This is a genomic window from Chryseobacterium populi, assembly GCF_000282115.1.
Lineage (GTDB): Bacteria > Bacteroidota > Bacteroidia > Flavobacteriales > Weeksellaceae > Chryseobacterium > Chryseobacterium populi.
On the sequence record NZ_AKJY01000088.1, the window covers coordinates 14,894 to 31,195 of the forward strand.

General features: G+C 40.6%; 14 protein-coding genes. 5 read left to right on the forward strand and 9 right to left on the reverse strand.

The genetic code is table 11. The annotated features are described in order from the left end of the window. The first annotated feature begins 105 nt into the window (after positions 1–105). Both PMI13_RS17220 and PMI13_RS17225 read left to right on the forward strand, forming a co-directional pair. The gene (locus PMI13_RS17220) at positions 106–1,773 is read left to right on the forward strand and encodes a histidine kinase (protein ID WP_156104463.1); all 1,668 of its coding nucleotides are present in this window, start codon (positions 106–108) and stop codon (positions 1,771–1,773) included. Next, positions 1,770–2,468, forward strand: coding sequence for a LytR/AlgR family response regulator transcription factor (locus PMI13_RS17225; protein ID WP_007846110.1), 699 nt, complete (start codon positions 1,770–1,772; stop codon positions 2,466–2,468). The genes PMI13_RS17220 and PMI13_RS17225 overlap by 4 nt, the downstream gene beginning before the upstream one ends. Positions 2,469–2,644: 176 nt before the next feature. Here PMI13_RS17225 and PMI13_RS17230 read toward each other — a convergent pair whose 3' ends face one another. From PMI13_RS17230 to PMI13_RS17270, 9 genes are all read right to left on the reverse strand, one after another. Continuing rightward, entirely contained in the window at positions 2,645–3,217 is a 573-nt protein-coding gene (locus PMI13_RS17230) for a TetR/AcrR family transcriptional regulator (RefSeq protein WP_007846111.1), read from the reverse strand. A 56-nt stretch (positions 3,218–3,273) separates the two neighbouring features. Beyond that, positions 3,274–3,732: an SRPBCC family protein gene (locus PMI13_RS17235; RefSeq protein ID WP_007846112.1), complete on the reverse strand. Its 459-nt coding sequence runs from the start codon at positions 3,730–3,732 to the stop codon at positions 3,274–3,276. 12 nt (positions 3,733–3,744) lie between these two features. Beyond that, positions 3,745–3,936: a hypothetical protein gene (locus PMI13_RS17240; RefSeq protein WP_007846114.1), complete on the reverse strand. Its 192-nt coding sequence runs from the start codon at positions 3,934–3,936 to the stop codon at positions 3,745–3,747. A gap of 16 nt (positions 3,937–3,952) precedes the next feature. Then, positions 3,953–5,224, reverse strand: coding sequence for a TolC family protein (locus PMI13_RS17245; protein WP_007846116.1), 1,272 nt, complete (start codon positions 5,222–5,224; stop codon positions 3,953–3,955). Between the two features lie 101 nt (positions 5,225–5,325). Beyond that, positions 5,326–8,466 carry an efflux RND transporter permease subunit gene (locus PMI13_RS17250; protein WP_007846118.1) on the reverse strand — a complete coding sequence of 1,047 codons (3,141 nt, stop codon included), beginning with the start codon at positions 8,464–8,466 and terminating at the stop codon, positions 5,326–5,328. A gap of 20 nt (positions 8,467–8,486) precedes the next feature. Then, positions 8,487–9,524, reverse strand: a complete 1,038-nt coding sequence (locus PMI13_RS17255; RefSeq protein WP_007846119.1) for an efflux RND transporter periplasmic adaptor subunit — start codon at positions 9,522–9,524, stop codon at positions 8,487–8,489. Between the two features lie 185 nt (positions 9,525–9,709). Further along, complete coding sequence (locus PMI13_RS20755; protein WP_394330400.1) at positions 9,710–10,447, reverse strand: helix-turn-helix domain-containing protein; 738 nt, start codon at positions 10,445–10,447, stop codon at positions 9,710–9,712. A 441-nt stretch (positions 10,448–10,888) separates the two neighbouring features. After that, positions 10,889–11,812, reverse strand: a complete 924-nt coding sequence (locus PMI13_RS17265; protein WP_007846121.1) for an NAD-dependent epimerase/dehydratase family protein — start codon at positions 11,810–11,812, stop codon at positions 10,889–10,891. A gap of 57 nt (positions 11,813–11,869) precedes the next feature. Beyond that, complete coding sequence (locus PMI13_RS17270; protein WP_007846122.1) at positions 11,870–12,454, reverse strand: Crp/Fnr family transcriptional regulator; 585 nt, start codon at positions 12,452–12,454, stop codon at positions 11,870–11,872. A gap of 208 nt (positions 12,455–12,662) precedes the next feature. On the opposite strand from PMI13_RS17270, the gene PMI13_RS17275 reads away from it, so the two are divergent. From PMI13_RS17275 to PMI13_RS17285, 3 genes are all read left to right on the forward strand, one after another. Beyond that, positions 12,663–13,073, forward strand: a complete 411-nt coding sequence (locus PMI13_RS17275) for a hypothetical protein (RefSeq protein WP_007846123.1) — start codon at positions 12,663–12,665, stop codon at positions 13,071–13,073. Between the two features lie 179 nt (positions 13,074–13,252). Beyond that, entirely contained in the window at positions 13,253–14,440 is a 1,188-nt protein-coding gene (locus PMI13_RS17280; RefSeq protein WP_007846125.1) for an FAD-dependent oxidoreductase, read from the forward strand. A gap of 13 nt (positions 14,441–14,453) precedes the next feature. After that, complete coding sequence (locus PMI13_RS17285; protein WP_007846137.1) at positions 14,454–16,217, forward strand: flavin monoamine oxidase family protein; 1,764 nt, start codon at positions 14,454–14,456, stop codon at positions 16,215–16,217. Positions 16,218–16,302 lie beyond the last annotated feature (85 nt).

Here is a 16,302-nt window from a genome sequence, read left to right on the forward strand (position 1 = left end):
AAATTTAAAGCGCGGAAACAGCCATTTCGCTTAAAAACATGTGAACAGCTCTATCAGCTTTTAAACAGCCATCATATTTTGCGTATTACGTTGTATATTTACATTATGCAGCATCTCTTATTTTTATTAACGTTTCTTGGTTTCCTGGTTCCTGCTGTTATCAGCAATGAAGACCCTGTACCTGTCTATAAAACAGGTGACAATAAGGCATGGGCGGCAAAGGATTTCAATGATAAAGACTGGTCGGAAGCCCGGGGGAATACTTCGGATAAAATATTCTGGTCACGGACACATTTAGAGCTCCGCAAGGTAGAAAAAGAGGTACTTCCTCTCGGTCTCCAGATAATATCCTTTGGTTCTTTTGAGGTCTATTGGGATGGAGTACTCATTGGCAAAAACGGACAGGTGCCCCAAAACGGACAGCCTGAAATACCGGGTACCGAGAGCAGCTATTACAGAATTCCAGACCATCTGATTTCGCCGGGTCCTCATACGGTTGCCCTGCGCAGTTCTCAGTCATTGCTTCCGCATATACAGCGCGGCATTGGCTTTAGCATAGAAAACTACCCTACATTATTGACCCATCCATTGGTTACCATGTCCTATATGAACTTAATGGCCGGAGCCTTTCTCATTGCAGCGATCTATTACTTTTTCCTTTACATGAACAGCAAGAGCAAGCAATGGGATATCCTGATTTTCGGAACTATATGCCTGCTTTTTTTTACTTTACTGATCATGGAATATCTGAAATTCCATGTGGTTATTCCTTATTCCAGATTTTTTATCCGGCTGGAAATCATCGGCTGGCTGACTTTCGCCAATGCACTGCTGGTTCCATGGTATTTTATCATTCAGTTCAACTTTAAAAAGGGAGGCTGGCTCATGGCCGCCCTACTGCTGACACTATTGTTACTTTACTTTTTCAATTATGGGCATTACGACCTGACTGCCCGGCTTTACAGTCTGGCCATGTTGATCGCTGCTTTTATTGTGGTACTGAACAGTATTATCCAAAAAGAGAAAGGAAGTTTTATCGTACTGGCCGGGCTGCTGCTCAGCGCTTTGGTAAACAGGTATATGTTTTATGACTTCGGGCTGTTCATCAGCTTTACCCTGATCGTCTTGTGTATGCTTTACCTGCATTCTATCCGTACCAGTGTCATCGAAGCTGAACACCAGAATGCTCTGATACTTTCTTCAAGGCTACAACTGGAGCTGCTCAAAAAAAATATCCAGCCTCATTTTTTAAGAAATACCCTGACTTCCATGATGGACTGGGTGGAAGAATCTCCCAAAGAAGGATCACGCTTCATACAGGCATTAGCGGCAGAATTTGATATTATGAACGAGATTTCCGAGCAGACCCTGATCCCTGTATCCAAAGAGCTTGAGCTCTGCAGACAGCATCTTTCCGTAATGGGATTCCGGAAGGAAATCAATTATATCTGGGAACAGACCGGGATTGATGAAACCCAGCTCATCCCTCCTGCCATCATCCATACATTGCTGGAGAATGGCATTACCCATAGTGAACCAATGTCCGGAAATGCCGTTAAATTCATCCTCCGTTATTCGGTATCGAAAGAGGCTCATCAGTATGTTTTTGAAACTAAAGCAAAAAACCGGCAGATATTGACAGACCGGACGGGTGGAAACGGCTTTAAATATATCAGGGCCCGTCTGACCGAAAGCTACCAACAAGACTGGAAATTCAGTTCCGGAGCTACGGAGTACGGTTGGGCATCTACCATTCAAATTCTAAGACCATGAATATACTCATCATAGAAGACGAAGCCCGCATTGCCCGGCGTTTGCAGCGCATGACCACTGAATTTTTCGGGAATCAGCCTACCCGGATTACGCTTTGTGATTCCCTTCAAAAAGGACTTGATGAAATTACAACCCAAATTCCCAACTTATTGCTTTTAGACCTCAACCTCAACGGTGATAATGGTTTTGAGGTACTGGAACAAATGGTTGCTGCTTCTTTTCATACGATTATTGTTTCCGCTAATATCGATAAAGCGATCAATGCTTTTGCTTATGGTGTACTTGATTTTGTTCCGAAACCATTCGACCAGGACAGGCTTTTTCAGGCTCTGAACCGGTTTATCAGCCCGGCAGTAAAACAGGATGAAAGCATTAAATACCTGGCCGTAAAAAGAGCCGGACAGATCCGTCTGGTAAATATTACAGAGGTCATCTACATTAAAGGCGCCGGAATTTATACCGAACTGCACCTTAAAAACGGTCAGCAGGAACTGCATGATAAATCCCTTGAGCTTTTGCAGCAACTTCTTCCCGACCGGTTTGAACGTATCCATAAGTCTTACCTTGTCAATCTTCAACAGGCAGAAAAGATATTGATTAATCCCGGTTCACGGTATGGGCTCTTACTTAAAACAGGCGAAATACTGCCCATCGGACGCTCAAAGTATAAAGAGCTTAAAAATAAGATGATCTGATTATGATGATGATATTTTTTAATGTGAAGAAATAATGTTCATGTTTCAAAACGGAAGGGATTTTGAAGATTCTCTGCAAATTTTTCAATCTCCAATGCACTGAATGTAACTCCCATGGCCAATACTGCAGTAGGTATCACATCGAAATACAAAGGCCGGAAACTTTAGGTCTGCATTTAATCAAATAAATTTTTGATGATCAGCTTTTTCTGCTGTTCCAGGATATTGCTTACTTCTGATCCATTAATCACCGAGGTTTTATATAAAAAGCCTGTTAATATGAACGGGTGTGCTGTGAGTGAAATCATATTGATAATAAAATGGATAGGATCCTGATAGCTCTTTATAATTTTCATCCTTATTGCCTGTTTTATTTCTGATGAAAACCGTACAATCGCATTACGGAAATCTTCAGAATACCTCTCTATTTCAGCATTAATCCGGCTCAAAAGATAAAGGTCTGCAAAAGGATACACAGAAAGTCTCTGGTATGATGAGGAAATATACAGTTCTACTTTTTCCCTGAGAGGTATATCACTTATAAGCCAGCTTTTCCCATTTTCCATAAATTCTGTGATCATTTCATCTTCAATGGTTGAAAGGAGTTGCATGCGGGTTCTAAAATAATAGTGCAGGACACTGTGGGCTACCTCTGCTTTTTCAGAAATGTCGGAAAGCCTGAAATCAAATTTGCCTTCTCTGAAAATCAGGGCTTTTGCCGATTGCTTTATTTTCTGTTTTGTATTCATTTTTGAGACGGATTTTTTATGGATTTGATCTTGTAAGACTAATTAATGGCTGATCCTTATTCAGTAAAACGATTGATAAAAATCTTTTTATGTTTTCTGGATTTTGTTTCGTCAATCATTATTTTAATATCCTCAGGAAAATTCTTTGCGATATTTCTGCCATAAATCAAATACCAGAATGGAGACAAAATACCCTGTATAGCCAGTGTAACCGTAATTTTCACCCCATTTTCCACTTCTTTGTAGAAATATGAAATAAAAAAATCACTTAATGGAAACACCAATAAATACACAATGCTTTTTTGGCATTCATCACTGTCAAAAACAGCTATTCCGGATTGCGGAAATAACCTGCTTTTAATAGCAATACTTTTCCCCACTGAAAAATTCCCTTCCATTGAAGAATATTCTATATTAAAATCCCACTGATTCCAATGGTCAACGTCTGTTACAAGCTGCCAGATCTCATCTACAGAAACCTCATCTGTAAACATTGAATAAAGTTTATCCTGCATTTTCATTCATTTTTAATTAATCTGTCTGTTTTTCTTCTGCCTATTTTCATCCTTCAGCTTCACTGCACTTTCCAGCCTTTGAAGAATAATATTGCGCATATTGAGGGCATCACCCAGAGTTGGATGGTTGGCAAGGGACCTGATCAAACTGATCCCTGCAAGCCCGCCTCCGATTATTACGATATGCTTATGATACTTTTCCATCTGAAACTCGCCTTAATTAGTATTCTCCAATTGCTTTTTTATAATTGGCTTCATTTATTTTGTATTCCGTCTGGGCATCAATGATATCGGTATTTGCCTGTTGCCAGAGCACCTGGGCTTTCAGGACTTCTTCCCCGATAACTGTTCCTGCTTCAAACCGGTCCTGATTCAGCCGGAGATTTTCCTCAGCCTGCTTTTTTGACCGCTCTGCCAGCTCAATTTTCTTCACAGACTGGTTAAGGGCAAGCCAGGAGCTCTGCGCTTCCAGCTCCAATAATTCTCTGGCTTCTTCAAGTTCTATTTTCCGGGCTTCTGTTTTATAGTGCTGTTCTTTTACCTTTTGTTTTCTTGCTCCCCAGTCATATAGCGGAACATTGACAGACAGCAGTCCTACAAATCCTTTTACATTATCTTTTCCGTTCACCGGATTGGCATTTTTTCCCAATCCCGCAAAACCGTAGCCTGAAAACGCTACCGTGGGTTTACGGTCTCCTTCCAGTAATCTTTCCTGGATTTCATTGGCAGAAACAGATTTGGATAAAATAGAAATCTCCGGCCTTTTTTCAATTGAATTTTCAATATCTGATTCGCTGACCAGTCCAAAATTCCCGGTAAGGTTGTCTTCCACATCAAAATCCAGATTTTTGTTTCCGATAAGCTGTGCCAGGTTTAATTTGGCAAGGGTAAGCCCGTCATTGGCTTTGGTAAGATTAAGCTCTGCTTCATTGAGCTGAACTTCTACTTTTAACAGGTCATTTTTATAGGTAAGGCCTGCATCATATACATTTTTTAAATCTCTTCTTAATGCATTCAGCAGCCGGATATATTCTTTTGCTAAAATAATTTTATCCTTTACATTGATGATCTGCCAGTAAGCAGTTTCCGTTTTTAGCAGTACTTCATCTTCTGTAAGTACCTTCTGCTCTTTTTGAATATCTACCAGAACAGAGCTCAATTCACCGGCATTTTTTATTTTTCCTCCTGCATATATTACCTGCGTGACAGATAATGATGCATTACCCATAACTTCCGGTAAAAAAGCAGTGAGCGGCTCTGTGAAATAAGTGCCCGTTATGCTACCATCCAGCGTTGGTCTATTTGCTACATCAGAAGCTTTTTTTGCTGCTATAGCTGACTCTATGTTATTTTGTGCTTTTTTCAGTTTCTTGTTATTCTGGAGGGCAAGAGATTTAACTTCTGCCAGTCCTAAAATTTTGTCCTGCGCCCTTACACCGACTGCTCCACCAGAGACAATCAGGAAGACCAACAGGATTCTTTTTATATTCATCTGCTTAAATTTTAATTTTAAAAAAACCACCTCACTTTTAGCTGTATCCGGCTATTTTTACTAAAAATGAGGCAGATCATAGAAAAAATGATAATCAATGACTAATGGGCCGGTTTTGGTTTATATAAAATTTCATCGTCTTCAGGTTGAATTTCCGGTGCCTCATCTTTTGCCAAAGGATCTTTGAGCAACTTATAATACATCACCGGTACTACAAAAAGCGTAAGGATCATAGAGAATATCAGCCCGAAAGCCAGTACGCTTCCTAATGGTGCCCACATCGGGGATTTGCTGATGATCATCGGGACAACGCCAACGGCTGCAGCTGCAGAAGTAAGGAAAATAGGGCGCATTCTTCTTTTGGCTGCGGCAATGGCTGCAGCTTTATGCTTGTATCCGTGCTCCCGGATCAGTTCGTCTGCATAGTCTACGAGGATAATCCCGTTGCGGACCACAATACCGATTAAGCTGATAATTCCCATAAATCCTGTCATTCCTAAAGGATTTCCGGTAATATACAATCCGAAAAACGCCCCGAACAGACTCAAAAGGAAAGTACATAAGATGATCAGTGATTTTCCAAGGCTCCTGAACTGAAATAAAAGGGTCAGGAAGATCAGTATTAAACTGACACTTAAAGAAAGTCCCATCCCGGGGGCATTTTCTTCACTGGATTCTGCATCGCCACCATATTGGAGCGTTGTTCCTTTTGGTAATTTCAAGGCATTAATTTTAGGTTGTATGTCTTTCAGAATCCTGGAAGGTTTAATACCCATCTGCGCTTCGGAATATATGCTCAGTAGTTTCAGACCATTTCTTCTGAGAAGAAGGCCGGTATGCCATTCCGGTTCCAGTGCGGCCACTTCCTTTATCGGGATTTTGGTACCGTACATAGAAGTCACATGCAAATTCTGAACTGCATCCAGGTCTTTTCTGCTGATGGAATCATATCTCACGAAAATATCCACAGGCTTATCTCCTTCCCACATGGTTGAAACAGAATATCCTTTTAATCCTGCACCTAAAGTCTGGGTGATCATCTGACTGGTAATTCCCAGCCGGTTGGCTTTTACATCATCCACATTCAGTTTCACTCCCATATAATCAGATTCGCTGCTCAGTCTCACATAGTTGGTTCCTTCTGCCTCCTCGAGTATTTTTTTGACCTCAAGGGCCGTTCTTTTCTGGTCGGCTTCGTTATCACTTATAATTCTTATATCAATCGGTGCTCCTTCCTGGAAGCTGAGCTGTTTCAGCTTTACAGCTCCATCCGGAACAAAATCTTTCAGTTTAACGAGATATTCCTTTACCATTTCGTCGGTAGCTTCATTGCCGGAAGTGGTAATAAATACCTGTGCAAAATATTTTTTAGGCGTTTCCGGTGCATATGAAGTATGGAAGCGTGGTGAGCTCATCCCTACAAAGCTGGTCATCTCCACTACTCTTTTATCTTTTTTCAGCAGTTCTTCAAGCTTTTTCACCTGTGCTTCCGTTTTATCCAGTGAAGTGCCATTGGGCATCCAGATTTCCATATTGAACTGGTTTCGCTCGCTGATCGGGAAGAATTCGGTATCTACCTTATTTCCAGCCAGAAAAAAGGCAGCCAGAACAGATAAAAACCCTACAGCTATTGTAGTTTTGGGCCATCTGAATGCTTTTTCCACTCCTTTATCAAAAATAGTCTGCAGATGATCCAGAAGGCTTTTCTTTAAAGGTCTGTCGCTCATCTTATGCTTTAGACCTTTTTTTATAAAGACATAGCATGTATAGGGGGTGAAAAGAAGCGCAATAAACATGGATGTAAGCAATGCAATTGCAACGGTAACCGGCAGTGATACCATAAAATCTTTAGCAATGCCTTCCATGAAAAATGCCAGCGGGGCAAAGGCAAAGATAATAGCCATAGTAGCTGAAAATATAGGGATAGAAAGCTGCTGTGCCGCCTGCCATGCGGCAGTCCACGGTGTTACTCCTTCGTCAAGTTTTTCTATATAATTATCTACCACCACTATGGCATTATCTACCACCATTCCAAGAACAATGATCAGGGCAGCTAATGTTACCTGATGCAGCTCCAAACCTACAATCTGCATAATTCCAAACGTAATGACCACTGAAATAGGTGCTGCAGCAGAAGCAACAGCAGCTACCCGGAATGGCAGCAGCAACATAACCACAAGCACTACGGATCCGATCGCCATTCCGAATTCCACCATAAAATGGTTAATGCTCTCACCCACTACCTCAGGCTGGTTTACAATAGTATTCATTTTGATATCGGGTGGAAAAGCCTGTTGTATTTCAGCAATCTTCTCATCTACCTCTTTTCCGAAAGCGACGATATTGTTTCCCGGCTTCATATCAATGGTTAGCACCATTGCATTCTCATCACCTACTTTTACAAAGGACGATTTTTCTTCAAAACGGCGTTCAAGATCTGCAACATCTTTGAGACGCACTACTGCTCCTGCAGGGGTTGTATAAACAATCTGGTTGCCTATTTCTGTTTCATTTTTGTACCTGCTGCTGGTGTAAACGGGAATGATATTATTTGACCCTACTGACAGCTCCCCGGAATATCCGGTAACATTCTGCTGCTGCAATGCACTCATAAGCGTAGTAACATCGAAGCCGTACTGCTGTAATTTCTGGTCATCAATCTTTATGTAAACCTGCTGTCTCTGTCCACCGGAACGGTTAATTTTGGAAACAGTGGGAATTACTTTCAATCCATCTTCCAGTTTATCCAGATATTTTTCTATTTCGGCATACGATCTTTCTTTGGACGAAACAGAAACGATCATGGCAGTTACATCTGCAAAATTGCTGTTGATGAAGGGCCCGATAACTCCTGCCGGTAATTTGGAACGCAGATTGGCATCCATATCCAGCTGCAGGGTATGCCAGAATTTCTTACGGTCTTTTACTTCAGTAAAAATTTCTACGGTCAGGAAAACCTGTCCTTCCTTAACTTCTGTCTTTACTTTTTTCTTTTTGATTTCTTCAAATGAAAACAAATACTGTTCTATTTTTTTAGCCACTTCTTCTTCTACCTGGCGTTCATCCGCTCCCGGATAAAAAGCATATACCAAAGCTGTGGGCATTTCTATCCTGGGGTTTTCGCTTCGAGGCATATTCATTAATGAAAATACTCCCATTACCATGAGCAGCACAACCAGTACAATCACTACCTGCTTATGCTTCATAGCAGCCTCCAGAAAATGTATTTTTTTCTTGGTCATTTCTTGTATTTTTCGATTAATTAGTAGGATATTTTGCTGCCGTCCGATAATTTGGTCTGCCCCTCTACAATCAGCCTGTCCCCCTGCTTCAACCCGTTAGAAATAATAACTTCACTGGAGCCGGCAGTCCCTGTTATTTCTACTCTTTTCTTGAACGCCGTATTGTTGGACTTTGCAAGGTATACATAGCTGACATTATCAGGATCCCTGATAACAGCCTGTGCAGGAATAATAACAGATGGTACGCTTTTACCGGTACTGATATTCAGATCTGCAATCATTCCGGGCATTAGCTGGCCTCCGGGATTTGAAAGTCTTACTTTAACCATGTATGTTTTGGAGAGATTGTCTGCCTGGGGATTGATGATGGTAATGTGGCCATTCAGTTTTTTATTTAACGAAGGAATCGTAATTTCCACAGGGGTTCCCACTCTTAATGTGCTTATTTCATTCTCTGTAACGGATGCTGTGGCATACACATTATCTATTTTTACAATATTGAATATCGGCACTCCGGGCGCAGCATATCCGCCTGCCTCGGACAGTTTCTGGGATACAATTCCGGAGAATGATGCAAATAATCTGGTATCCTGTAAATTTTTAACAGCAGATTCTCTGTTGGCTTTTGCCTGTGCAAGTGATGTTTTGGCTGCAATATAATCTCTTTCAGGAAGGCTTTGTTTTTTATAAAGCTGGTCAAGACGTTTAAAGTTATCCTGTGCCTGCTCTAAACCTGCATTTGCAACTGCAAGTGCATTAGAATAGGTATTTTGCTCAATAACTGCCAGCAGCTGTCCTCTGCTGATGCGTTGTCCTTCCTGTACATTGACACTTACCACCCTTCCCGGTACGTTGAATCCTATAGAAACCGAATTATCTGCTTCTATACTTCCGCTGTAAGTTAAGTTCTGAGTTTGATCTGTGAGTTGAATGGCCTGTACGGAGACCTTTTGTGAGGGTGCTTTTTTTTCCGCTTTTTTAGTGTCTTTACCTTCACAGGAGTATAACATCAATACAGAAAACATGCTTAATGAAATACTTCTTAAATTGATTACCATAACTTTTTTAGATTTTATATTGACGATGCCAGCATTCTATTTGGCTGATCCTGCAAATATCCTGTACTAAAAAGTCTAAAAAAAGGTTCCAATCCCGATAAAACTGGTCTATTTCGATATAAAAAAGACAATCAATATAATTTTATCAAAAGTGAGAGATATGAAAAAGCGAATACGTTTCAGTTTTATGTAAAAACTTTCCGGGTTCTGAATTCCCGGGGAGACATTTTCATTTTCTTTTTGAAAAACTTCCCGAAAAAAGACTGGTCGCTGAAATGAAGCTCATCAGCAATCTGGGTGATGGATAAGTTTGAATTCTGAAGCATATTCCTTGCTTCGATCACAACTGCATCTTCAATAATATCGCTTGCCGTGAGACCGGATACTTCTTTCAGTATTTTAGATAAATATCCTGGTGTAACAGCCAGTTTATCCGCGTAAAACTGAACAGAACGTTCCTTTTTGCAATGAGTAAAAAGCATATTCATAAAATTCTGAATCAGTGTTTTCTGCCGGCTTGTTTTAGGATGATAGTCTTCCTGCATCTTACTGTGCAGTACCATCAGTTCCAGGGTGAGAGAATTGAAGCAGTGGTAAATCCGTTCCATTGCAAAAAGCTGTTCCCGGTCAGAATTCAATTGGTATAAATTATCTGCGAGACCGGTAATACTTTTACTGCTTTCGGGAGATAATGAAGTTATAAGGGTACTATTATCCGAAAGCAGCCGTACAATATTAATGTCATTGTAATTTTTCAGATTGGAAAGGGCAAAGTCATCTGAAAAAGAGATCACAATGCTTTTTATATTCTGTGAAATCTTCAGGATGTGGGTATAAGACTGTGAAGGGAAAAAAATGATGGAATTTCGACTGATCTGATATGTTTCGAGATTAACGTTGATGCTCATTTCGCCTTCCAGCAGAAAAAAAGTGCAGAATTATCAGTTCTGAACGGATATGAAATAGGATTTTCAGGAAAATGCCGGTCTATATACTGTACGTGAAAATCACTGTAGAAATCTTTTTCGCCCAAAATTTCAAAGATTTCATTATGGCTGTGAAAAGTTGCTTTTTCCAAAGTACTGCTTTGATGCAAAAATAAAGATTATTTCGGATGGGAAATCAGATTACAGAAAAAAATACCTATAAATTCATCCTTCAAATAATGATGTTCATCAGAAATATTCTTCAGGCAAAGTTTTTTTATCCTGTGAAAAAAGTTCACCGGCTTTGAAAAAGTTTTTCTTACTGACTGATCATAAATAGGATTGAAAGCCCGATGATCATTCTGGGCAAAACCGGTCAGCGGAAAAATAAGCCTATTGAATAATTCATTAATTTTTCCTGATAACTAAAATAATAAATCATAAAGAATTCATTACCTTTTTTATTCCCTGCTCATAAAGGGTTGGTGTAAAATTAAAGGTTTTACAGAATTTGGAGCTGTCAAAAAAATAATCCTGGTTATTCTGATACTGCATTTCAACCAGCTCACGAATAGTGCGGTCAAACAAGCCGGCTATGGTTAACATCACTTTTCCCAAAAGCATGTATGAAGCTTTTCTGTTTTTAAGAGAACCTGCATATGAAATGAAATCTTTCCCGGCCCATCGCTCAGAGGAGGTCGGCAGATGCCACACCTGATTATAAGCTGCTTCTGTATTACCGAGGATTGCCACTGCTTTTGCGGCATCAGGAGTATAGGTAAAAGAATGTACTTTATCTGCCTTTGATTGCCATTTGGGCTGCTTTCCTTTTGAAACAGGATCAAGAACCAGTGCATTCAGAATTCCGTTTTTTGATCCGGGACCATAGAAATCGGCACTTCTTGCAATCAGAGCCTGTAACCCTTTTTCAGACATCGCTTTTTGTATTTCCTGTACTATCTGCATTCTTACCTTTCCTTTTTCCGACGGCGGATTCATCGCGCTTTCTTCTGTCATATGAGGAATTGCGTTCCGGTCATACATATAAACGTTATCAAAAAAGACCAGTTTCACCTGATGTTTCAAACAGGAATCGATTACATTCCGGATAATTACCGGCCAGTCTTTCTGCCAGATCTTCAGTTCATATTTTAATCCTACAGCCAGATAAGCAACTGCAGCTCCTTCAATAGCTTTGTCTGCCTGCCCTGCATCCAGGAGGTTTGCCGGGAATAATTCCTCGTCACCGTTTACCTGTTTTGGGGAACGTGCCACCAGCCGTACATGATCTGTAAATTTTCTGAGTTCTTTTGCCAATAAAGTGCCGATATCACCACCGGCACCAAGAATAACCTGTGTCATATTATTTTTTATAACCCAAAGCTACGTCCTGCTTTATGTTCAAAACGATAACCCTGGTTAAGATTTTGAGGAAGCCAGCATTTTTTTACGGATGCGGCTGAGGCTTTCCGGGGCAATCCCCAGATACTGGGCAATATAACGTTGCGGAATCCTCTGTAGAATGGAAGGTTTGTTTCGGATCAGCTCTTCAAACTGCTGCTCATACGACTGTGAAAGAAGTGACTGGATACGTTTTATATTGGCTGTAGCTACATTTTCGATGATTACATTTAATAATAAAGCAACAGCCGGCAATTCGGACATACAGTAAACCAAATCTTTACAGCTTACTACAAGGCATTCGGTTGGTTCAGTAGCAATGATATTGGTGGTACACTTCTTCTTGTGGGAAAAGCTTTCCAGATCAGTAAGGAATTCATTTTCAAATACAAAATTACAGGTCTTTTCTGTTCCATTCCCGTCATAAAAAAATTGACGAAGGCCTCCGTTGAGCACAAAAAAGACTTCTTCGGCAATCATTCCTTCTTTTAAAAGCAGGGTATTCTTTTTATACTTTCTGCGTTCAAAAAACGAATAAAAAAACAGTCCGTCTTCCACAGAAACCGGAGTGTATGATCGGATAGCCTTAAGAAATAATTCCATGTATTAAAATTAAAAAGAAAATCCGAATGTGTTATCAAATACAGATTAAAAAAATGCCTGACCCGGATTAAGTATTTATACTCAAAACCTGAATTGGTTATTTGTACTCTAAAACAGATGCTTTCTTCTTTGTTACTTTGAATAGAGATTAACGATTATCCTATAAAAAACCTTTAAGTAAAAACTAATCAACCAAAATACATTCAACATGGAAACAACAAACGCAAACGTAAATTCAACTGGCCAGCTCCAGTTGGGAGGAGGTGCTCAATTCTGGGTTTATCTCTCTCCACAGAACAATACCGCCAAAATGATCTCAACATGGCGTGTAACCTTTTCACAGGGAAGCTGGAGCGATTCCATTTCAAGCGAGAATCCGATGAAACAGATTCAGACTCCCAACCTCTCAGGGATCTTTGATATTAAGGTAGAATTGTTAAGTGGTTCTACGGGTACATGGCGTCAGATACCTCCCCAGCAGGGAAGCCATAACGAAATAGGCTGTAATTCCAACTGTGCTTCAATGGTAGGCATTGTTGCGGACAGCACCAACCCACCTCCCGGTGCTATTAATGCCCATTTCTGGACCACATGGGATGCGATGTGTAAAACAGCATAGAAAAGAAATTTCAGCAAACCAGCCATAGCATTAGCCTGCCGACTCTATTTTTTACGGATGTACAATGCATGATTTAAAATTCGTGTGTTTAAGCCCTATCAAAAAGTAGGGCCGGCAATTGCTGTCTGGTGGTCTGAAGATCTATACCTGAATAATTATAAAACTAAAAACTATCACCTATGAATACAGAAAACTATGACGTCATTGTTATTGGCGGCGGAGCCATTGGCCTTGCTACGGCATATCATTTGGGTAAACGAAAGGCAAAAACCCTGGTACTGGAACAGTATACTTTCGTGAATCAATTGGGAAGTTCTGCAGGAGTGTCACGCCAGTTCAGAATTCCATACCCGGATGAATATATGGTACAAATGGCTCTGGATGCACAGCCGTATTGGGACGAACTGGAAAAAGAAGCCGGAATATCATTGCTTGATAAAGTAGGCACGCTTTGGTTTGGAGATCCTGAAGTGCATTCCACCGAAGGAAATATCGCTGAAGCCGAAAAAGCACTAAAAGCTTTAAATGTTCCCTACACTACCCTAACCGCAAAAGAAATTGAAGAAAAATACCATTTCAGAAACTTACCGGAAAATTATACCGGATTGTTTCAGCCGGATGGAGCCAGCATTAATTTTAAAGCAACGGTTGAAACCCTTTTAAATCTGTGCGAAAAGGAAGAAACCGTACATCTGGAAGACAATTCGCCTGTTCTCAAAATCAATCAGACGGGTAAGCTTTTTGAAGTCATCACCCCCAACGGAATTTATATCACGGAGAAACTGGCAATCATCCCCGGGCCTTATATCAACAGTGTCATCAACTTACTGGATTTTAAAATCGAAGCTACTTACTGGAATATGTCTTCGGCCTATTTTAAAAAAACCGATCCGGATATACAGTATCCAACCTGGTTTGTATTCCAGAATTCAGAGGGTGAAAACGGCAACCAGTTTTATGGTTTCCCTTCTGTTGACTGGGACTATCCGGAATATATCCGTGTCGCACCGGACTTCGTCATAAAACCTCTGGAAGAACCGAATGACAGGACATTAATTCCTAACCCGCAGGAACTGGGCTATACTTCCGAATGGGTGGAAAAACATATGACAGGATTAAGTCTTGAGCCTGAATATACCTCCACATGCCTGATTGCCCTGAGTACGATACCCAACAAGGAACTCTTGATTGATTTTGCCCCCAACTATGTGCCCAACCATAAAAACATCGTCGTATATGCTACCGGATGGGCGGCCAAATTCACTCCTTTCTTAGGCAAAATTATGTCTGATCTTACCTTAGACGGGCATACGGATTTTGATATTACTCCTTTTCAATTAGGACGAAAATATTTCTTAGCTATTTAAAAACAGTACAACCATGAATAAAAATACCCCTCTGAATACAGGCATGCACCCTGATTTAAAAATAGAAGTAGCCATCATCGGTGCCGGAACTTCCGGATTGTATACCGCTTATCGCCTGGTAACCGATAAAAAATGTACAGCAGGCGAAGTACAAATCTTTGATATGAACAGTAAGCTAGGCGGAAGGCTGGAATCAGTTGTTATGCCGGGAATGAATTTCTGGGGTGAACTGGGAGGTATGCGTTACCTTACTTCTCAGGAGATTGTCACCACATTAATTGAAGGTTATCCGCTTAAAGAACAGGATCCTGCCAAACGTATTCCTGTTCTGAAAGATAAAATGACCCCTGTTCCGTTTCCTATGGGTGATCCTACAAAACTGCTCATGTATCTTCGGAAAGAGCGTTTTAAACAAGATGCCTGGACCGTCGCCCAGGGCGAAAACAAAAAACTGCCCACCCGGTATTACCTGAATGATGATGATTACGGTTTCAGTTCAGACCAATTGTTCAACAAAATCATTTATGATGTTTTAATGGCAGATGCCTGGGTCGCTCAAACCTATGGCAGTAAAATCACCAGAGGATCTTCTCCCTATGATTACTCTTTTGAATTAAACAGCAAAGACTGGGATGATATAAAGCCTAAACTGGTATACAATTTCCCTAATTCTCCTTATGACGGGCGTAAAGTAAATGATCTGGGATTCTGGAATTTAATTAAGGACCAGGTTTCACAGGAAGGCTATGAGTTTTTGGCAAATGCCGGCGGATATTATTCCAATACGATCAACTGGAATTCAGCGGAAGCATTTCCTTATATGGTGGGAGACTTTTCTGCAGGTACAATTTACAAAACCATTGAAGAAGGCTATGACAGCATAGCGTATGCAATAGCTAATTCTTATATGGAACACGACGGTGCATGCATCTGGTCTGAAAATAAACTGCTTACTTTCACCAAAGAACACCCTTTAACACATACCCACAAATATCAGCTGACTTTTCTGAACCTGAAAACCAACATCCAATGGAAAGTGTATGCAAACAGATTAGTTCTTGCCATGCCGAGAAAATCACTGGAACTTCTGGATCAGAATAATTTCTTTTTCAACAGTAATGAAAATTCAGTTCTTAATGAAAATATCCGTTCCGTTATTAAGGAACCTGCCTTTAAAATATTGATGGGCTTTGAATATCCGTGGTGGAAAGAATTAGGAATTGATTCCGGGCATTCTATTACAGATTTACCCATGAGGCAGTGTTACTATTTCGGTACAGATCCCCAGACTGATAATTCGATGTTGCTGGGAAGTTACGGAGACATGGAAACCGAAACATTCTGGAAAGCACTTTCTGATGATCAATTACTTTTTGAAGTGAAAGCCGCCAGATCAGCATCACTGAAAGAGCTGCATCAGTTGGATGATGTTCAGGCTACAAAGCTCATGGTAGGTGAATTAATGAATCAGCTTCGGGAGCTTCATGGCCAGGAAGTAACGATACCGGAACCGTATGTGACTTATTTCAAAGACTGGACCGACGATCCTTTTGGTGCAGGATACCATGCCTGGAAAGCCGGTTACTCAGTTGAAAACGTAATGCCTTATATGAGGAAACCGGTAGCAGATGAGCAGATTCATATCTGCGGGGAAGCCTACTCTGATCAGCAGGGCTGGGTTGAAGGTGCTTTCTGTGAAGCGGAAAAAATGCTGCAGGAATATTTTGGACTGGATCGTCCCATCTGGCTGAGCCCTGATTATTATCTGGGCTGGTAGGTCATAACTATAAAAGATAATGTATAAAACAAAGAGGCTGTCTCAAAAGTGAGACAGTCTTTTTTTTATGCTCAAAAAGAAAGGA